Below are 19,886 nucleotides of genomic sequence, written 5' to 3'. Positions count from 1 at the left end.
TTGGAAATTATTCGCAACGCCTGCCCTGTTCCCGCCATTGCTGAAAAAGATGTCGCCCTTGTGGCAGTCGGGGATATTCATGGGCGTTTTGATCTATTGGTGCGCATCCTGCCGACAATCAAAAAAGTGATCCCGCCCGCCTGCAAACGGGTCGATTTGGTTTTGCTTGGCGATATTATTGATCGCGGGGATGCTGCCATTGAGGTTCTGGATCTGATCCGTGAAGGGATTAATGATTGGAATATCATTCCCCTTATGGGCAATCACGAACAGCTTTTGTTACGGGTTCTAAATGCTGATATGGCCAATTATCGTATGCAGTGGGCTTTATGGCGGGGAAACGGCGGGCTTTCCACATTGGAAAACCTGAATATTAAAATCCCCCCGATTGCACAAACCCCGATTTATGAACATCGCAAAGCCCTCGTCAAAGCCTTGGGGCCACAACGCATTGAACAACTCAATACCTTTGCCAGCCATTATAAAAGCGGGAATATTCTGTGTGTTCATGCCGGGATCGACCCAACCATTTCCATCGAAGATAATTTCAATGCAACGAAATTATCAACCCACCCGAAACATTGGGCATGGATCCGCGATGAGTTTTTGGAACATACAGGCCCTTTTGAGGATGGCACCTTTATTGTGCATGGACATACCGTGCTGCCCGACCCTGTTCTGGAACCCCATCGCATTGGGCTGGATACAGGGGCTTGCCTGTATGGTGTTTTATCCGGTGCGCTTTTTTTCAATTCTGAAATGACCGTCTTTCAGGTCACAACCGATCAATAAGGAAACATAAAATGAGATATCTTGCTTGGGTTCTTATGGCGATTGTCTTCCTCGCCACCTTCTTTTTCACACAGGACCTGTTGCTCGCCTTTGCCGCTGAACTCGGCGCAGTCTTTATCATGCTGATTTTCGGCAAACAGTTTTTCTTCGGAGATGCAGCCAACAAGGATAAGCCTTAAGCGCGAGGATGAGCTTTCTTATATTCCGCATTCAGCTTGACTTCATCCACGGCGGTATAGCGTTGCGTTGTCGACAGCGAAGCATGTCCCAGCAATTCCTGAATCGTGCGCAAATCCCCGCCACCTGCCAGCAAATGCGTTGCAAAACTGTGGCGTAAAGCATGGGGTGTTGCCGTTTCGGGCAAGTTTAACAGGGGGCGTAATTTTCGAATTTGGCGTTGTATCACACCGGGGTCCAGCGCCTTGCCCCGTGCCCCGACAAACAACGGGCCATTTTGTTTTAAATCAAACGGGCAATCTTCCAGATAGGCATTGACCGCCGCGATCACCAGCGGCAGAACCGGGACCATGCGTTCCTTATTGCCCTTCCCGGTAATGCGCATGACATCTGTGTTGGGGGCTTCTTTGCGTTTCAGGCTCAATGCCTCCCCAATGCGCAAGCCGCAGCCATAAAGCAGGGTTAAAACCGCCGCATCACGTTTTGCAACCCACGACAGGCCGCGTTTGTCATGCCAATCGCCTTGGCTCAGTTGTGCAATCGCATCCAACGACACAACGGCTTCTTGTTGGGATAAGGCCTTGGGAACCGCCTGTTTTTGTTTGGGCGTTCGAACCGCCGCCAATGCCGGATTTTCCAAAATGCCTTGCTGATTTAAAAACTTAAAGAAATTACGCAGCGTCGACATTTGCCGATTGATGGAACTGCGCGCAATTCCGGCTTCGGTCCGGTCTGCCAAAAACCCGCGAAAATCAGCGGCACTGAAACTGCGTAAATCTTCCACCCCGGCCGGATACCCCAGCAGATTTTGCGAAAAGATAAAAAAAGCCGACAAATCGCGTAAATAAGCATCCAGCGTGTGTTTAGAGGCACGACGTTCACTTTCCAGCCAGCGCCGCCAGACGGCAATCGCCTCTTTCAAGGCCGGTTCACAGTCAAACTGTATCCGGTTCAGGCTGTCTGCATTTGTTGCCAAATCAGTCGTCCAGTTCGCCTTGCTCGAGCCATTTTTCCACCAGAATTTCAGCAACCCGCGCCATAAAAGTAATCAACTCGGTTCCCTGATGGGGGTGAAACATATTTTCATCGCGTGCCCCTAAAATCAAAAGACCGGTCGGCATGACTTCGCTCGGATACAGACGCGCCAAGGCAACAGAACGCACCAGATCGCGCGCCGCACCAAACAAAGGATCCCCGCTTTCAACACGGGCAATCAGTTGAACATCACTATCGCCCAGTCTTTTTTGCACTTCGCCGTTGGGCAGTAAAACCGGCATGCCATCCGCAGACATATCAATTGCCTCCACGGCCCCTTCCAAGGCAACCGCTGCCATATCAATATCCAGCAAGACCGGCAATTCATCCTGTACGATACCGATAAATTCATCCAGCGAACGCGCTTCCATCATCGCCAGAACCGCTTCATGGGTTGCGGTTTGGATCGACATATTTGTGCGCGAATTATCAACCAGCACATCCTGTCTGGCACGCAAACGCTTCAAGGCTTCGTGCTGCAAATCAACGATTTGTTCCCCGCTGTAACGCGCGGGAAGCTCCATCACTTCAAGAATGTTTGGGTTTTGCACAAAAAAATCGGGATGTTTCTTGAGATAGGCAATGATATCGTTATCGCCTAAATCATTGCAAATATGTTTATCCCTGCTGTTTGTCGTCATGGGATCAGCCTTCGCAAAATGTGTCTCTATCAGTGTAAAGCATAGAAGGGTAAATTTGAATCACTTCTTCACGGCCTGTTCTTATAGGAAGATAGGCCGTGAAGACAAAAACAACACCCTGATTTTACAGAATACTCTGGCCTGTCTTGGCCCAATCGGCTTCAAAGGCTTCCAGCCCCTTGTCTGTCAGCGGATGATTAAACAGCTGCCACAAGGCTTTCGCCGGAACAGTTGCAACGTCAGCACCGGCTTGTGCGGCCTGTACCACATGCAACGGCCCACGGATGGAAGCTGCCAGAACTTCGGTTTGGAAATCCGGGTAATTGGCGTAAATTTCGACAATATCTTCAATCAGGTTCATGCCGTCCTGACCCAAATCATCCAAACGCCCGATAAACGGGGAAACAAACGCCGCCCCGGCCTTGGCCGCCAGCAAGGCTTGTGCCGCAGAAAAGACCAGCGTTACATTTACCTTGCAACCATCATCGGCCAAATGTTTACAGGTTTTGATCCCATCACGGGTCATCGGGACCTTAATGGCCACATTATCGGCAATGTTGCGCAGAACAGCCGCTTCTTTCATCATGGTGTCAAAATCAGGTGCGGTCACTTCGGCACTGACAGGGCCATCGACAATGTCGCAAATCTCCCCCACCACATCCAGAAACTTGCGGCCCGACTTGGCAATCAGCGAGGGATTGGTTGTCACGCCATCCAACAGACCGACATCGGCAAGCTCTGTAATTTCCGTTACATCGGCGGTATCGACAAAAAACTTCATCTGGCACTTCCTTGCTTAACAATATAAGACACTATCTGTTTTTCCGTTTTAGGCGGATTTGGTAAAGACTTTATGACATAAAAACACAGAATGATATAAAGTTTCAAACCCTGTGCTGAGAAACATAAAAAGAGGAGTGTCCCTTTCGCGGACAAAATCAAGTGGGCGTGTCCTTATTTGCCGATCAGGAAAGACGCATCAGCGTCCTGCTTCCCCTGCCCTTGAGCGGGGTGTACGATTATGCTCTACCGCCTGCCATGACGGTGAATGAAGGCGATTTCGTCGTCGTGCCACTTGGATCGCGCGAACGTATCGGTGTTGTCTGGGCCATAGATCCACCAGAAAACGATCTTCCCTTTGAAAAACTGAAATGTGTTCAGGACGCCTTAAATCAACCACCTATCCCGGAAGCTTCGCGTAAATTTGTCGATTGGGTGGCGCGTTATACCTTGCAACCCGCAGGTTCGATCCTGAAAATGGTCATGTCGGTCCCCGGCGCGTTGAAAGATCCGGCGCCAAAAGTGGCTTATATAAAGAAGTCTTCCCCACTCCCGGATGGCCTAAAAATCACCAAGGCCCGGCAAAACGTGCTGGATTTTATGGAAGGCATGATCCCGATGGCCGCCAGCGATATCGCCCGCGAAGCCGGTGTCGGGACCAGTGTTGTCAAAGGATTGGTTGATCTCGGCCTTTTAGAACCGGTTCAAATCCATGATCCATCTCCTTTTGGGGAACCGGATTGGCAGCGCGATGGCTATAAGCTGGCCGAACAACAGGAAAAGGCCGCCGACGATCTGGTGGCAAAGACACAAAAAGCTGGCACAAAAGATGGTTTCAGCGTCACCTTGCTGGATGGTGTCCCCGGTTCGGGAAAAACCGAAGTCTATTTCGAAGCGGTGGCCAAGGCGCTTTCCTGCAACAAACAAGTACTTGTTCTCTTGCCTGAAATCGCCTTGTCCTCACAATGGCTCAATCGTTTTAAAACACGTTTCGGGACAGAACCGGCGGTTTGGCATTCCGATATCGGGCAAGCCCGGCGCAAACAAACATGGCGCGCCGTTGTGCGCGGACAGGCGAAAGTCGTTATTGGTGCCCGCTCTGCTTTGTTCCTACCCTTTCGCGATCTCGGATTAATCGTTGTCGATGAAGAACATGATGCCTCTTTCAAACAAGAAGAAGGGGTCATTTATAACGGGCGGGACATGGCCGTTGTGCGCGCGCAGATGGGGCACTTACCTGTCGTGCTGGCCTCTGCCACCCCCTCACTGGAAACAGCGGTCAATAGCTGGGAAGGGCGCTATGATAACTTGCATATGCCGGCACGCCATGCCGATGTGCCGTTGCCTTGCGTCATCACAATTGATTTACGACTGGACAAACCCGAACGCCAGAAATGGCTTTCCCCCAGTTTGATCACCGCGATCAAAGAAACGGTGGCACGCGGCGAACAGGTTATGCTGTATCTCAACAGGCGCGGCTATGCGCCTTTGACCCTGTGCCGGTCCTGCGGACATCGCCTGCAATGCCCCAATTGCACAAGCTGGCTGGTGGAACACCGCAAGGCCGGAAAACTGCAATGCCACCATTGTGGATATTTCACCCGACCGCCGCGCACCTGCCCGTCCTGTGAAAGCGAAAACAATTTCGCAGCCTGCGGTCCCGGTGTGGAACGTCTCGCCGAAGAAGTCGAAGAAACCTTCCCCGAACTGCGCACCATTGTTGCCGCCAGTGACACGGTGACCTCGCCCGCGCAAGCCGCAGAACTGGTCGCAAAAATCGAAAACCACGAGGTCGATTTACTGATCGGAACCCAAATGGTTGCCAAAGGCTATCATTTCCCCATGCTGACCCTTGTCGGTGTGGTTGATGCCGATTTAGGATTGTCAGGCGGTGACCTGCGTGCCAGCGAACGCACCTACCAACTTTTATATCAGGTGGCTGGTCGTGCCGGACGGGGGAATAAGCCGGGAACCGTCATGTTGCAGACCTTCATGCCCGATCATCCGGTGATGAAGGCCTTAAAATCCGGTTTACGCGATCGCTTCTTGCAAACCGAAGCCGAAGCCCGGCGCGGGGCAGGCATGCCGCCCTTTGGTCGACTTTGTGCCTTGATTGTTTCCGGCGAAGATGAAGTTCTGGTCGATGATGCGGCCAATGCACTGGGACGCAACGCTCCGCATGGTCCCGGCCTCCTCGCGCTTGGTCCCGCACCGGCCCCCTTATCCATGATCCGGGGTCGTCATCGTCGGCGCCTGCTTCTGAAAACAGATAAAAACATCCCCATTCAGGCGATTGTGAAAGACTGGCTGGGGCGAACGAACATTTCCAACGCTGTTCGCGTTCAGGTCGATATTGATCCCTACAGTTTTTTGTAAGAATCTTTCAACCTGAAGAATTCGAAATGGCGGCCCGATTCTCTTGCTTCAGAAGTCAATTTCTTAACGATTTTGGTATGACCACACCCGCGAATCTGCCTTATTTTCCGCATGTTTCGAATAATTTGGGCAAGTGCGAGATGCCCGCTTGCATCTACCATCAACGGTGTGTTATGACATCGCCACTCTGTCGTAAAGCTGTGTGCTGCGCGAACAGGGTGATTTTGTCGTTGGGGGACGTGGTTACCATGTCCCTTCGGGTGGACCAGATGTCGAGGGCTGTCCCAGGTGGCTTCTAAAGCACAAGGTGCAAGCGGACTTGCCGGTCGTTATGCCAATGCTCTATTTGAGTTAGCGGTTGATAACGGTGCGGTCGATCAAGTGGCTCAGGATCTTTCTGACCTCAGCGCAATGCTGAGCGAAAGTGAAGATCTAACCAAACTTGTTCTAAGTCCCGTGATTGCACGCGAAGAACAAGGCCGCGCCATGACTGCTGTCATGGACAAGGCACAAATTTCAGATCTCACGAAACGATTTATCGGGGTGGTGGCACAAAATCGTCGCCTCTTTGAACTGGAAGGCATGATCCTTGCGTTCCAATCGCTTCTTGCCGCGCATAAAGGCGAAGTATCTGCTGAAGTTACTTCCGCTAAAAAGCTAACGCAAAAGCAAGTTGATTCGTTGACCGCTTCTCTTAAAGAAGCAATTGGCAGTGATGTCGCTGTTGAACAGAAGGTGGACTCTGCACTCCTTGGCGGTTTAATCGTCAAGGTCGGTTCGCGCATGGTAGATAGTTCCTTGCGCACCAAGTTGCAGCATCTTCAACTCGCCATGAAAGGGGTTGGGTGATGGAAATCCGCGCCGCGGAAATTTCTGCGATCCTCAAAGAACAGATCGCTAATTTCGGAACCGAGGCTGACGTAGCCGAGGTTGGTCAAGTCTTGTCTGTGGGTGACGGTATCGCCCGCGTACATGGTTTGGATAACGTTCAAGCCGGGGAAATGGTTGAATTCCCGGGTGGCTTGAAAGGTATGGCACTGAACTTGGAAACCGACAACGTCGGTATCGTTATTTTCGGTGATGACCGCGCTATCAAAGAAGGCGATACAGTTAAACGTACTGGCGCCATCGTGGAAGTGCCGGTTGGTCGTGGCCTTTTGGGTCGTGTTGTTGACGGTCTGGGCAACCCGATCGACGGCAAAGGCCCGTTGAAAGACGTTACCAATCAGTTGATGGAAGTAAAAGCGCCGGGCATCATCCCGCGTAAGTCTGTACACGAACCTGTTCAAACTGGTTTGAAAGCTGTTGACAGCTTGATCCCGGTTGGTCGTGGTCAACGTGAATTGGTCATTGGTGACCGTCAGACTGGTAAAACAGCCATCATTCTGGACACCATTTTGAACCAGAAAAACGTAAACGACAACGCCAAAGACGAAAGCGAAAAGCTGTACTGCGTCTATGTTGCGGTTGGTCAGAAACGTTCGACTGTTGCACAGTTGGTTAAAGTTCTCGAAGAAAACGGCGCGCTGGAATATTCCATCATCGTTGCGGCGACAGCTTCTGAACCGGCTCCGATGCAGTTCCTGGCACCTTACTGTGGCGCTGCGATGGGTGAGTACTTCCGTGACAACGGCATGCACGCCCTGATCGGTTACGATGACCTGTCCAAACAGGCGGTTGCTTATCGTCAAATGTCCCTGCTGCTTCGTCGCCCGCCGGGCCGTGAAGCTTATCCGGGTGACGTATTCTACTTGCACTCCCGTCTGCTGGAACGTGCGTGTAAAATGTCTGACGCGATGGGTGCTGGTTCTTTGACTGCTTTGCCGGTTATTGAAACACAAGGTGGTGACGTTTCCGCGTTTATTCCGACAAACGTAATTTCCATTACAGACGGTCAGATCTTCCTGGAAACAGAACTGTTCTATAAAGGTATCCGTCCGGCTGTTAACGTTGGTCTTTCTGTATCTCGTGTAGGGTCTTCTGCACAGATCAAAGCCATGAAACAGGTCGCGGGTTCCGTTAAACTGGAATTGGCTCAGTATCGTGAAATGGCAGCCTTTGCTCAGTTCGCATCCGATTTGGATGCGTCTACGCAAAAACTGCTGGCTCGTGGTGAGCGCCTGACAGAGTTGCTGAAACAACCGCAATTCTCTCCGCTTCCGGTTGAAGAGCAAGTTGTATCCATCTTCGCTGGTGTGAACGGCTATCTGGACGGCATCAAAGCAACAGACGTTAACCGTTATGAAGCTGCCATGCTGAACGATGTTCGCGCAAACGGTGCTGATATCCTCACAACGATCCGTAGTGAGAAGGCCCTTAGCGATGAGACCACCGAAAAACTGAAGAAGTACCTAGACGACTTCACCAAGTCTTTCGCTTAATCGTTTTCATCGTTGAAGAAGAGGAATTAGGCATATGCCCAACCTCAAGGACCTAAAGATCAGGATCGACAGTGTCAAATCGACACAGAAGATCACTTCGGCCATGAAGATGGTGGCGGCCGCGAAACTGCGTAAGGCACAAATGTCTGCAGAATCCGCCCGCCCCTATGCCGAGCGTATGGAAGCTATGGTCGGAGCTCTTGCAAAGAGCTTCGACGGTGTCCAAGGCGCTCCGGAACTGCTTGCAGGTAACGGCAAGGACGAAAAGCACCTCATCGTGCTGGTGTCTTCTGACCGTGGTTTGTGTGGCGGTTTCAACGCAAACATTGGTCGTTTTGCCCGCAATAAGATTGCCCAGCTTCAACAAGCTGGCAAGTCTGTAAAAGTCTTGTGTCTGGGGCGCAAAGGTCGTGATCAGGTTCGCCGTCAGTTCGGGGAAACAATCCTTGAAACGATGGAAGATCTGACAAAGAACGGTGCGCAATATTCAGACGCCGATGCCATCGCACTTCGCATCCGTACGATGTTTGAAGAAGGTGAAATCGATGTTTGTACGGTCGTATACAACAAGTTTGTATCCGCCATCACACAAGAAGTCACGCCGCTGCAGGTTATTCCTTTCCAGTTGGATGAAGTTGAGTCCAACGAGGAAGAAGAGAATGACGAACTGAAGGCTTTGTATGAATACGAACCTTCTGAAGAAGACATTCTGGAAGAACTTCTGCCGCGTAACCTTTCGGTACAGATTTTCCGCGCCATGTTGGAAAGCTTTGCTTCCGAACAAGGTGCCCGTATGGCAGCCATGGACAACGCAACACGTAACGCCGGGGATATGATCGATAATCTGACCCTGACTTACAACCGTGCACGTCAAGCCGCTATTACAAGTGAGCTGATCGAAATCATTTCCGGCGCAGAAGCGCTGTAACCGTTAGACGCAAATATTTGCGAAGTAGGAGCTTTTTGCGATGAGCAAAAAAAATGTAGGTAAAGTTACACAGGTACTGGGCGCCGTTGTCGACGTTCAGTTCGGCGAAACTTTGCCGGAAATCATGTCCGCTCTGGAACTTCAAAACCAGGGCAAACGTTTGGTGCTGGAAGTTTCCCAGCACTTGGGTGAAAACACAGTTCGTTGTATCGCGATGGATACGACCGACGGCTTGGTTCGCGGTCAGGAAGTTGTTGATACAGGTGCGCCGATTTCCGTTCCTGTTGGTCCGGAAACACTGGGTCGTATCATCAACGTTATCGGTGAAGCCATCGATGAACGTGGTGAACTGAGAACATCCAAAGGCACGCTGCCGATCCACCGTGAAGCACCGACATTCTCAGAACAGTCTACCGAGACTGAAATTCTGGAAACAGGCATCAAAGTTATCGACCTTCTCGCACCGTATGCGAAGGGTGGTAAAATTGGTCTGTTCGGTGGTGCCGGTGTTGGTAAAACCGTTCTTATCATGGAATTGATCAACAACATCGCGAAAGGCCACGGTGGTTTCTCCGTATTCGCAGGTGTTGGGGAACGTACGCGTGAAGGGAACGACCTTTACCACGAAATGATCGAATCCGGTGTTATCAAGCTGGACTCTAACGAGTCTAAAGCCGCACTGGTTTATGGTCAGATGAACGAACCACCGGGTGCGCGTGCACGTGTTGCCCTGACAGGTCTGACTTTGGCGGAATACTTCCGTGACGAAGAAGGCCAAGACGTTCTGTTCTTCGTTGATAACATCTTCCGTTTCACACAGGCTGGTTCAGAAGTGTCCGCCCTGTTGGGTCGTATCCCGTCAGCGGTAGGTTATCAGCCGACACTTGCAACCGAGATGGGTAACCTTCAGGAACGTATTACGTCCACGAAAAAAGGTTCCATTACGTCTGTACAAGCAATTTACGTACCTGCCGATGACTTGACTGACCCGGCGCCGGCTACGTCATTTGCTCACTTGGATGCAACAACCGTTTTGAACCGTTCAATCGCCGAGCTCGGCATTTACCCGGCTGTGGATCCGCTCGATTCCACATCTCGTGTACTTGAGCCGCGCGTTGTTGGTGAAGCTCACTATAAAGTGGCTCGTGAAGTTCAGCGCGTCCTGCAAACATACAAGTCTTTGCAAGACATCATCGCCATCCTTGGTATGGACGAATTGTCTGAAGAAGATAAAATGTTGGTTGCCCGTGCACGTAAGATCCAGCGTTTCCTGTCTCAACCGTTCCACGTTGCGGAAGTGTTCACAGGTTCGCCGGGTAAATACGTTAAACTCGACGACACCGTGAAGGCATTTGAAGGCATCGTGGCCGGTGAATACGATCACCTGCCGGAAGCTGCGTTCTACATGGTTGGCGGTATCGAGGAAGCCCTCGAGAAAGCCAAGAAAATGGCTGCAGACGCTGCGTAATCATTCAGAAACCACTAGCCAGGAGACAATACAATGACTGACACTGTCCAGTTCGAACTCGTTTCCCCGGCCAAGCTGCTTCTGTCTGAAGATGTAGAAATGGTTGTGGTTCCGGGCGGCGAAGGTGACTTCGGTGTTCTGCCCGGACACACGCCGATGCTGACGACGGTTCGTCCCGGCATCATCGACATCTATGAAAACGACAAAATTGCAAAACGTATTTTTGTCGAAGGCGGTTTTGCTGAAGTTTCTGGAACACGCTGTGCTGTTTTGGCTGAAGAAGCGATTGCGCTTGATGAACTCAACCGTGATCACGCTGAAGCCCGCTTGCAAAAGGCAAATGATGCCTTGCAAGCCGCAGACAACGACATTGCAAAAAAAGATGCGGAGCGTGAATTACGCGCTGCTGAAGCAATGCTCGCAGCTTGTGGTGCGTAATTAAGCACTCTCAAGAAACATGAAAACAGGGCGTATGGTTTTGCCATGCGCCCTTTTTCTTTGACAGGTTCTTTCTAACTTGCCATCATTTTTAATGATGTAAAAGGAAGGAGGGTTTTATGTCACAAACAATTACCTACCCTACGTTCGTGGAATACCGCGCTAAAATCAATCAGGCCAAAGACGATCTGGAAAGTGGTAAGAAAGCCGCCGCCAGTAATCGTTTACGCAGTGTGAACAAACATCTGGACGAGTTAGAGGCCGTACGCAAAGAGCTAAATTGCGAAAGCCTCGGGCGTCTCAATCACCTGCAAAAATTGGCCGCAGAAGTCGAAGCTCTTAAATAATGCTCAGTTACCAGCACGGCTACCATGCCGGCAATATCGCCGATGTACATAAACATACGGCCCTTGTCCTGTTGCTTAAATATTTAGGCACATTGTCGAAACTCGTGACCTTTATTGACAGTCACAGTGGGCGTGACCTCTATAACCTGACCTCGGAACAATCTGAAAAAACGGGGGAATGGAAAGACGGCATTGCTCGTCTAAATGGACAAGACCTCCATTCTCAGGCCTTGAAGGATTATGTTGCCCAAGTGGCAACCTTTGACGAAAACATTTATCCCGGTTCCCCGGCCTTAACCGCACAGATGATGGCGGCCAATCATCGTGGCTTGTTCTTTGAACTCCACCCCGGCGAATTTGAGATTCTCAAAGAGAACCTGTCCAGCGATAAACGCCAACGCCTGATCCATAGCAATGCAATGGATCGTTTAATCGACTATCTCCCCCCACGCAATGCAGACGGTCTGCTATTGGTTGATCCCTCTTATGAAGTTAAAGAAGAATATGCCAGTATCGCCCGTTTGGTTAATCAGGCCCATAAACGCTGGCCGGGTGGCGTGAAAATGGTTTGGTATCCCCTGTTGCCGGAAGACCGCCATGAAGAACTCAAAAAAGGTTTGAAAGACGCAACTTTTTATGAACTCATAGGCCCACGTAAAGAACGCGGCATGTACGGAACGGGCCTTGCGCTAATCAACGCACCTGAACACTTTGACAGCGCCTTTACAGAAGCCGCAACAGAGATGGAAAGCTTACTGTTTAACACATGATCACACGCGAGCAATTCAATCAACACTGTGCCACCCTGAAGGGGAGTACCCATGTTATTCAATGGGGTGGTGCGGATGTTTGGAAAATTGGCGGCAAAATATTTGCCATTGCGCCGCATGTTGGCGAAGGGGAATTTCAAACAATCAGCATTAAGGTCAATGATTTTGTATATGAAATCCTTACCCAGAAAGACGGCATTGTTCCGGCCCCCTATCTTGCGCGCGCCAAATGGATTCAAATTCAATCCCCGGATGCTATGACGGATGAGGACTTGATCCAGCATGTCACCGATGCTTATGAAATCATTACGACCAAATTGACCAAGACCTTGCGACACGAATTGGGATTATGACCCTTGAACCGACAAAACCGTATCGGGATAATCGCTAAATACACCATCAACCCCCATGGCCCACAGGCGCTTTGCGGCCCGACGGTCATTGATGGTAAACACATACAGGTCACGCCCTGACTGCTTGACAGCCTCGATGGTTTCTTTTGTCAAAGGGCGTTCCCACAGATGAATGGAAACAACATTCAGGTCATTTGCCTGTTGTTCCCAATCCTGTGGAAGTTCGTCATATATGATGGCTAGCGGACAATGCGGATTTTTTTGTCGAAAACCAAGCAAAGCCGCCTGATCAAAGCTGGAAACAAGGATGTTATCTGTTTCTTCGCCCACAATATCAGCAACGGCCAGACCCAATTGCTCCCCTTCACCACGATGGGTTTTCAATTCGATATTGAAGCCCAAATTCAACGCGCGACAACAGGCCAGCGCATCACGCAGCAGCGGCATACGTTCCCCGACAAAGCGACCATCACCAAACCATTGCCCTATATCCAACTGAACCGCTTGTTCCCAATCCTGCTCACGAATAAAGCCCGATGCATTTGTGCAACGGTCCAGACTGTCATCATGGAAAAGAACCACCGTTCCATCCGCCAGCAAAGTTGCATCCGCTTCAATCCAGCGACACCCCACCCGCGCGGCATCCCGAATCCCTGCTAATGAATTTTCAGGTGCATGTGCAGCACACCCACGATGACCGATCACGTTTGCCATCTGCATATTTTTTTAATCTTCCCTTAACATCACAACACCTGCCCCGACCAAAAGACCACCGGACATAAAATTCAACACACGCATGGGAGTTGCGGATTTAAAAACACGGCGCGCCTTGGATGCACTTAATGCCCAACAGAAATTGATGCTGGCAAATGTCGCAGGAACGAGAACAGCCGCCCAGAGGGCTTCTTGCAGACTCAAAGCTTCCATATCAATGAACGTCGGTAAAAAACCGACATAAAACGCCACCAGTTTCGGATTGCCCAATGTCACCAATAGACCACTGACGAATCCAGCCCCCTTATAAGACTTTTTAGGGATCTTAATTTCCTGATTGTCCTGCATGGCATGACGAATGGCCTGTATCCCTAAATAAATCAAATAGCAAGCCCCCAAGTATTTGATCACCAGAAACAATGTTGAATAACTGGCCGCCACATATCCCAGACCCGAAATCGCCGCAATTAGCCAGAGCAAATCTGCCAAAAAGACACCGCCGATGAACCCAAATGTCGAGGCAATCCCACCAAACAAAGCGCGTCCGACAAGGGCTGCAACCACCGGTCCCGGAACCAGGGCCAGAATAATCGTTGCACCAACCAATGCGACTAAGGATTGGATATCCATTCTAAAAGGTCTCCTATCATTTTGTTTTTATAAACCATATGTAGAGTAAAAGATGAAAAATAATCTATTTTTTCAACTTGACTCTGCATTATATGCATGACACTTTTTAGTTGCTCTTGCCGCAATAAATGTCTGAAAAAAGAAACATGCAAAAACTTCCCCTTCCGAATGAGGAATTGGAGAAAGTCTCCCACATTCATATTTTGGAGGCAATCGACTTTCTGCAAATTCATAAAAGCTACGCCAATTTCAAAAGTGCAAAGTCCTGCTATCTGATTTTCCCTCTCTGTCCGCCTCTTGCCGTCAAAATGGTTTTTGGCAAAGCCCTTTCCATTTGCCGTAACGGGGAACGTATACGCCCCTTTCACTTCAATAGCCGGACTGCCATTAAAATTTTGCAAATGCGTGGTTTTGAATGCATCAACACTCACCCCCACCAGCCCAGTGCAAACGACAGACAAAACGAGCGTGAATATGAAGGTCAAAAGCGCCTACAGAAGCATTATGTCCGAGAAAGAAACCGCACATTAGCCAAACGTAAAAACGAGATATTCAAGCTAAAACACGGATATCTGTTTTGCGAACTTTGCGGACTGGAACCCATCCAAGCCTATGGCAAAATCGGGGAAAGCTGTATTGAAGTTCATCACAAGATCCCCTTATCCAGTCTCAAGGATACACGAGAAACCACATTGGATGATCTGCAATGCCTCTGTGCAAATTGCCACCGGATTGAACATGCAATTCTTCGGGATGCGCACTCTTAACCCAACTTAACGCCCGCGCCGTTTGGCTTTTTTTCCGCCCCCCGCACCCGCGCGTTCTGCCGCCCCCTTGGCGACCCCGGCTTTGTTCAGCCCCAGATCAGCGGCTTCCAGACGACGGATTTCGTCACGCAGGCGGGCGGCTTCTTCAAATTCCAGATTAGCAGCCGCATCCTTCATCTGCTTATCCAGATCGGACAGAACCGATTTCAGGTCTTTACCGACCAAATGCTTTTTGTTGCCCGCCCCGGTGTCAACCGTCATATAGTCGCCCTGTGATACGTCCTCCAGAACATCTGAAATATGGGATCTTACCGTTTGCGGTGTAATACCGTTGGCTTCGTTATAGGCCTGCTGTTTGGCACGCCGTCGATTGGTTTCGCCAATGGCGTAATCCAGACTTTGCGTCATTTTATCGGCATAAAGCAAAACACGCCCGTTGATATGACGTGCCGCCCGCCCAATGGTCTGAACCAAGGATCGCTTGGAACGCAAAAACCCTTCTTTATCCGCATCCAAAATCGCAACCAGCGAACATTCCGGGATGTCCAGGCCTTCACGTAACAGGTTGATCCCGACCAGCACGTCAAAGGCACCCAGACGTAAATCCCGGATAATTTCAATGCGTTCTAACGTATCAATATCACTGTGCATATAACGCACACGCACGCCTTGTTCATGGAAATATTCGGTTAAATCTTCCGCCATACGTTTTGTCAGAGTTGTAACCAGAACCCGTTCACCGCGTGCCGCCGTTTCACGGCATTCGTTCAATAAATCATCCACCTGTGTTTCCACCGGGCGCACGATACAGACCGGATCGATCAAACCCGTGGGGCGGATCACCTGTTCGGCAAAGACACCACCGGTGCGTTCCATTTCCCAGTCCCCCGGTGTCGCAGACACAAAGATAGACTGCGGACGCATGGCATCCCATTCTTCAAACTTCAACGGGCGGTTATCCACACAGGACGGCAGGCGGAATCCATAAGAGGCCAAGGTGCTTTTTCGATTATAATCCCCGCGATACATACCGCCGATTTGCGGCACGCCGACATGGCTTTCATCCACGATTAACAAGGCATCATCGGGTAAATATTCAAACAAGGTCGGGGGAGCCTGACCGGGCAGACGATCTGTCAAATAACGCGAATAATTCTCAATCCCCGAACAAAAGCCCGTGGTTTCGATCATTTCCAGATCAAAGATCGTGCGCTCTTCAATACGCTGGGCTTCAATCAGTTTATTGTTGGCGCGGAACCATTCAACACGCTCTTTCATCTCTGCCTTGATTTTCTTGGACGCCTGCATCAAGGTCGGGCGCGGGGTCACATAGTGACTGTTGGGATAGACCGTGACTTTATCCAGCGCCGTAATTTTCTCACCAGTCAGGGGATCAAATTCCCAAATATCTTCCAATTCTTCGCCAAAGAAAGACAAACGCCATGCCCGGTCTTCAAAGTGGGAGGGGAAAACCTCAACCACATCGCCGCGCACACGGAACGTGCCACGATGAAAATTATTGTCATTGCGGGTATATTGCAGTTCAACAAGGCCTTTCATCAAATCACGCACGTCATATTCGTGACCTGCTTCAATGCCGAGCGTCATTTCAGAATAGGTTTCCACCGCCCCAATCCCGTAGATACAGGAAACAGAAGCAACAATGATCGTATCGCGATATTCCAGCAAAGATCGCGTTGCAGCGTGACGCATCCGGTCAATCTGTTCGTTGATGGAGCTGTCTTTTTCTATATAGGTATCGGTCTTGGGAACGTAGGCTTCCGGCTGATAATAATCATAAAAGGAAACGAAATATTCCACATGATTGTCCGGGAAAAAACTTTTCATTTCCCCATACAATTGGGCTGCCAAGGTTTTGTTTGGCGCCAAGACAACGGCTGGGCGCTGCATTTCCTGAATGACATGGGCGATGGTAAAGGTTTTACCCGATCCCGTTACCCCCAGAAGAACCTGATCTTTTTCACCATTTTGAATACCTTCCACCAACTCGCGAATTGCCGTCGGTTGATCACCTGCCGGCTTATAATCGCTGACGAGCTTGAAATCCTTGCCCCCCTTGGGGACAGGATGTTTCGGTGGGGTAAATATCGCATCAACTGTCATGGATTGAGATATAGCCCGAAGACCGCAATTGCTCAAGCATCACACGTTATTATTCTTATAGACCCTCAAAAAAATTTAATTCATAGTCATTCAAAATTATTATATTTAAAAATTGGTACTCTTGATGAAAAAATATTTTCGGCAAAGTCTGGGCCTCCAGCACCCTTTTGATCGTATTGATTTTTACAATCTCGCAAATTGACCTTATCCTCTCGGAACTGGGCCTTACACAAGACTGGCAGGTTTTTGCTGTGCGCACGCTCTCAACCTTGGCGTGGATTATAGGCGCCCTGCTTGTCATCAGGATTGCACGTATAGTTTTGTGGGAAGGCATTGTCACCCGCGCAAGCGGTATGGCACCGCCTCGATTAATTGTACAGTTAGGTAATATCGTTATTGTCTTTCTCGCCGTTTCCGGTGCGGCAGCTTTCGTCTTTGGACAATCCATTACCGGGTTTTGGACGGCCTCCGGGGCTATTGGTATTGTGGTCGGTTTTGCGCTTCGCAACCTTATTCTGGATACATTTTCGGGCCTCGCCATCCATATGGAGCGCCCTTTCAAAGTTGGTCAATGGATTAACGTTCACACACGTTTTGGTGAATATAAAGGCCGTGTTGAAGAAACCAACTGGCGCACAACGCGTCTTTGGACGACAGGGCGCAACATCATCATTATCCCCAACAGCTTTATCACCACCACAATCTTATCCAATTACAGTATGGGTGGGTTGGGCGAGGTCTCGCGCTTCGAATTGGTTTTTACACTGGATTTTTCTGTCCCGACAGAACGGGCCATTCGTGTTTTAACGGCTGCGGTTCAGGCCTCGATCGGTGACAAAGGCCCCCTGCCCAAACCCGCGCCCAAGGTTCGCGCAAATAACATTACCCCCTATGGTGTTGAGTACAAAATTCGTTATTATATTGACCCTGATTTTGTCACCACAGCAAAGGCACGCAATACAATTATCACACATGTCATGGAACACCTGAACCATGCGGGCCTGACTTTATCTTATCCAAAACGTGACGTATATTTTACCCGCATGCCGTGGCGACAAAAAAGTTGGGCCTATCCGAAAGACCTTGTCGGACAAATTCAAAAGATCTCTCTTTTCGAATTTCTGGAATTAGACGATTTGGAATATATCGCCCAAGGTGTCAAAGTGAGGAACTATAAGGCAAAAGATACCATCGTTCATCAAGGTGAACACGGCGACTCGATGTTTATTCTGGCAGAAGGCTTGCTGGAAGTTCTGGTGGAACGCGAAAACGGTGAACTTTTGAAAGTCGCCGATCTGGCGCCAGGTACTTTCTTCGGTGAAAAGTCCCTGCTTAGCGGGGATCAACGTTCCGCCACTATCATCTGCGTAACAGACACCGTTGTCTGCGAGATCACAAAACCGGTTATGGCACAACTGTTTGAGCGCAGCCCCGAAGTTGCAGAACAGCTCAGCAAGGCCATCGCCATTCGTGACCTGCAAAATCAATCTGCACTGTCTGAAGACAAAGAAGACAGCAGCCCAGAAATGATTGAAAAAGAAACAGGCCTTTTCCTTGAAAAAATCAAAACTTTTTTCAGTATTCGCAGCCTAAAGAAAGCATAATTTTTTTTTGAATTAATCCAAATCACATATCGCCTTCTTGCGCGTCGATTCCCTTCTTCTTGTGTTTGAAACTCGAACATTCCCCACTGTAAAACCGGTCGTTGCACGACTGAAATTCAGTATGAAAGCGCACGGGCAAGAAATTGTCATAAAACACAGCCAATAAAACTTGCGTCCTATGCAGGGCGAGCGTAGGTTCTGTCTGGGCAAAGCGGTCTCTGTTTTCGCTTGTCCGTTTATCGATGTTTTTTTTGACACACAAACCTAAAAGGTCAGGGCTCCATGTCATTTTTAGCTGACAAACTGTCTCGCATTAAACCTTCCCCGACAATCGCCGTATCCACCAAGGCCGCAGAATTGAAAGCTGCTGGTCGCGATGTGATCGGCCTCGGTGCAGGCGAACCCGATTTCGATACCCCGCAACACATCATCGATGCCGCTGTCAAAGCCATGAACGAAGGCAAGACGCGCTACACGGCTGTTGCAGGCACACCGGAATTACGCCAAGCCATTTGCGACAAGCTGAAACGTGACAACGAACTCACCTACACACCGGATCAAATTTCCGTCGGTTGTGGCGGTAAACAAACCATTTATAACGCCTTGATGGCCACCCTGAACGATGGCGATGAAGTCATCGTCCCAGCACCGTACTGGGTATCCTATCCCGATATCACCCTGCTGGCTGGCGGCGTGCCGGTTTTCGTTAACTGCACGGCTGAAAACAATTTCAAAATGCAAGCTGCCGATCTGGAAGCCGCCATCACAGATAAAACAAAATGGGTTATCCTGAACTCTCCGTCCAACCCGACAGGTGCGGCTTATTCACGCGATGAAATGAAGGCACTGACTGACGTTCTGGTGAAATATGACCATGTGCACGTTATGACAGACGATATGTACGAATTGATCACCTATGATGATTTTGAATTTGTCACACCGGCCCAGGTCGAGCCCAAATTGTTTGATCGCACCTTGACATTAAACGGTGTCTCCAAGGCCTATAGCATGACAGGCTGGCGTGTCGGTTATGCTGCAGGCCCGCTTGAAATCATCAAGGCGATGAACAAAATTCAGTCCCAAAGCACCACACACACGTGTTCTATCGCGCAAGCTGCTGCCGTCGAAGCCTTGAACGGTCCGCACGACTTTGTGGCTGAGCGTAACGCCGTGTTCAAAGAACGCCGCGATATTGTTGTGAAGATGTTGAACGAAGCCGAAGGTCTGGAGTGCAAAACACCGGAAGGGGCATTCTATGTTTACCCGTCCTGCGCCGGTGTCATCGGGAAATCGACACCCGATGGTAAAACAATCAAAACCGACGAAGATTTCGTAACCTACCTGCTGGAAGCAGAAGGCGTGGCAGCGGTTCATGGCGAGGCATTTGGCCTGTCACCGCATTTCCGCGTTTCTTACGCAACCAGCAACGAAGCCTTGATCGAAGCTTGCACACGCATCCAACGTGCCTGTGCCGCATTGAAGTAATTCTTGGTTTAAAATCGATAAAACTGCGCAACGAGTGAGTAACTCCTTGCGCAGTTTTTTTGTTCAATCTATAAAT

20 protein-coding genes are annotated in these 19,886 nt (G+C 49.8%); 14 read left to right on the top strand and 6 right to left on the bottom strand.

Going from position 1 to position 19,886, the window contains the following annotated elements; genetic code table 11:
• Entirely contained in the window at positions 1–792 is a 792-nt protein-coding gene (locus IEW74_RS14360; RefSeq protein WP_188666432.1) for a metallophosphoesterase family protein, read from the top strand.
• A gap of 11 nt (positions 793–803) precedes the next feature.
• On the top strand, positions 804–971 hold the full coding sequence (locus IEW74_RS14355; protein WP_188666430.1) for a hypothetical protein: 168 nt from the start codon (positions 804–806) through the stop codon (positions 969–971).
• Here the strand turns inward: IEW74_RS14355 and IEW74_RS14350 are convergent.
• The 3 genes from IEW74_RS14350 to fsa form a co-directional block, all read right to left on the bottom strand.
• Entirely contained in the window at positions 968–1,945 is a 978-nt protein-coding gene (locus IEW74_RS14350; protein WP_229734377.1) for a tyrosine recombinase XerC, read from the bottom strand. The two genes, IEW74_RS14355 and IEW74_RS14350, sit on opposite strands and share 4 nt — an antisense overlap.
• A 1-nt stretch (position 1,946) precedes the next feature.
• Positions 1,947–2,645, bottom strand: a complete 699-nt coding sequence (locus tag IEW74_RS14345) for a DUF484 family protein (RefSeq protein WP_188666428.1) — start codon at positions 2,643–2,645, stop codon at positions 1,947–1,949.
• A 124-nt stretch (positions 2,646–2,769) separates the two neighbouring features.
• Positions 2,770–3,426, bottom strand: a complete 657-nt coding sequence (fsa, locus tag IEW74_RS14340) for a fructose-6-phosphate aldolase (protein WP_188666426.1) — start codon at positions 3,424–3,426, stop codon at positions 2,770–2,772.
• A gap of 161 nt (positions 3,427–3,587) precedes the next feature.
• On the opposite strand from fsa, the gene IEW74_RS14335 reads away from it, so the two are divergent.
• From IEW74_RS14335 to IEW74_RS14295, 9 genes are all read left to right on the top strand, one after another.
• Positions 3,588–5,801 carry a primosomal protein N' gene (locus IEW74_RS14335; protein ID WP_188666424.1) on the top strand — a complete coding sequence of 738 codons (2,214 nt, stop codon included), beginning with the start codon at positions 3,588–3,590 and terminating at the stop codon, positions 5,799–5,801.
• A 288-nt stretch (positions 5,802–6,089) separates the two neighbouring features.
• The gene (locus IEW74_RS14330; RefSeq protein ID WP_188666422.1) at positions 6,090–6,650 is read left to right on the top strand and encodes a F0F1 ATP synthase subunit delta; all 561 of its coding nucleotides are present in this window, start codon (positions 6,090–6,092) and stop codon (positions 6,648–6,650) included.
• The gene (gene atpA / locus IEW74_RS14325; RefSeq protein WP_188666420.1) at positions 6,650–8,182 is read left to right on the top strand and encodes a F0F1 ATP synthase subunit alpha; all 1,533 of its coding nucleotides are present in this window, start codon (positions 6,650–6,652) and stop codon (positions 8,180–8,182) included. The genes IEW74_RS14330 and atpA overlap by 1 nt, the downstream gene beginning before the upstream one ends.
• Positions 8,183–8,216: 34 nt before the next feature.
• Positions 8,217–9,110 (top strand): F0F1 ATP synthase subunit gamma, encoded by an 894-nt coding sequence (locus IEW74_RS14320; protein WP_188666418.1) that lies wholly within the window; start codon positions 8,217–8,219, stop codon positions 9,108–9,110.
• Positions 9,111–9,150: 40 nt separating this feature from the next.
• Positions 9,151–10,578 (top strand): F0F1 ATP synthase subunit beta, encoded by a 1,428-nt coding sequence (atpD, locus tag IEW74_RS14315; protein WP_188666416.1) that lies wholly within the window; start codon positions 9,151–9,153, stop codon positions 10,576–10,578.
• Between the two features lie 33 nt (positions 10,579–10,611).
• The gene (locus IEW74_RS14310) at positions 10,612–11,016 is read left to right on the top strand and encodes a F0F1 ATP synthase subunit epsilon (protein WP_188666414.1); all 405 of its coding nucleotides are present in this window, start codon (positions 10,612–10,614) and stop codon (positions 11,014–11,016) included.
• 119 nt (positions 11,017–11,135) lie between these two features.
• Positions 11,136–11,363: a hypothetical protein gene (locus IEW74_RS14305; RefSeq protein WP_188666412.1), complete on the top strand. Its 228-nt coding sequence runs from the start codon at positions 11,136–11,138 to the stop codon at positions 11,361–11,363.
• Positions 11,363–12,133 (top strand): 23S rRNA (adenine(2030)-N(6))-methyltransferase RlmJ, encoded by a 771-nt coding sequence (gene rlmJ, locus IEW74_RS14300; protein WP_188666410.1) that lies wholly within the window; start codon positions 11,363–11,365, stop codon positions 12,131–12,133. The genes IEW74_RS14305 and rlmJ overlap by 1 nt, the downstream gene beginning before the upstream one ends.
• Entirely contained in the window at positions 12,130–12,486 is a 357-nt protein-coding gene (locus IEW74_RS14295; protein WP_229734376.1) for an MmcQ/YjbR family DNA-binding protein, read from the top strand. The genes rlmJ and IEW74_RS14295 overlap by 4 nt, the downstream gene beginning before the upstream one ends.
• Here IEW74_RS14295 and IEW74_RS14290 read toward each other — a convergent pair.
• Positions 12,481–13,206: a glycerophosphodiester phosphodiesterase family protein gene (locus IEW74_RS14290; RefSeq protein ID WP_188666408.1), complete on the bottom strand. Its 726-nt coding sequence runs from the start codon at positions 13,204–13,206 to the stop codon at positions 12,481–12,483. The genes IEW74_RS14295 and IEW74_RS14290 overlap by 6 nt on opposite strands.
• A 6-nt stretch (positions 13,207–13,212) precedes the next feature.
• Positions 13,213–13,830 carry a LysE family translocator gene (locus IEW74_RS14285; RefSeq protein ID WP_188666406.1) on the bottom strand — a complete coding sequence of 206 codons (618 nt, stop codon included), beginning with the start codon at positions 13,828–13,830 and terminating at the stop codon, positions 13,213–13,215.
• Between the two features lie 146 nt (positions 13,831–13,976).
• Between IEW74_RS14285 and IEW74_RS14280 the strand changes: the two genes are divergently transcribed.
• A complete protein-coding gene (locus tag IEW74_RS14280; RefSeq protein WP_188666404.1) occupies positions 13,977–14,597 on the top strand; it encodes an HNH endonuclease in 621 nt (206 codons plus the stop codon).
• 6 nt (positions 14,598–14,603) lie between these two features.
• Here IEW74_RS14280 and uvrB read toward each other — a convergent pair whose 3' ends face one another.
• On the bottom strand, positions 14,604–16,721 hold the full coding sequence (gene uvrB, locus IEW74_RS14275) for an excinuclease ABC subunit UvrB (protein WP_188666402.1): 2,118 nt from the start codon (positions 16,719–16,721) through the stop codon (positions 14,604–14,606).
• A 167-nt stretch (positions 16,722–16,888) separates the two neighbouring features.
• Here uvrB and IEW74_RS14270 point away from each other — a divergent pair, with 167 nt between their 5' ends.
• Complete coding sequence (locus IEW74_RS14270) at positions 16,889–18,325, top strand: mechanosensitive ion channel family protein (protein WP_188666400.1); 1,437 nt, start codon at positions 16,889–16,891, stop codon at positions 18,323–18,325.
• A 282-nt stretch (positions 18,326–18,607) separates the two neighbouring features.
• On the top strand, positions 18,608–19,810 hold the full coding sequence (locus tag IEW74_RS14265; RefSeq protein ID WP_188666398.1) for a pyridoxal phosphate-dependent aminotransferase: 1,203 nt from the start codon (positions 18,608–18,610) through the stop codon (positions 19,808–19,810).
• The last annotated feature ends 76 nt before the right edge of the window (positions 19,811–19,886 follow it).

Origin of the sequence: Terasakiella brassicae (assembly GCF_014641495.1) — a bacterium.
Taxonomy (GTDB): Bacteria; Pseudomonadota; Alphaproteobacteria; order Rhodospirillales; family Terasakiellaceae; genus Terasakiella; species Terasakiella brassicae.
The sequence above is the reverse complement of the archived record's forward strand: the minus strand, read 5'-3'. Positions and strand labels throughout refer to the sequence as shown.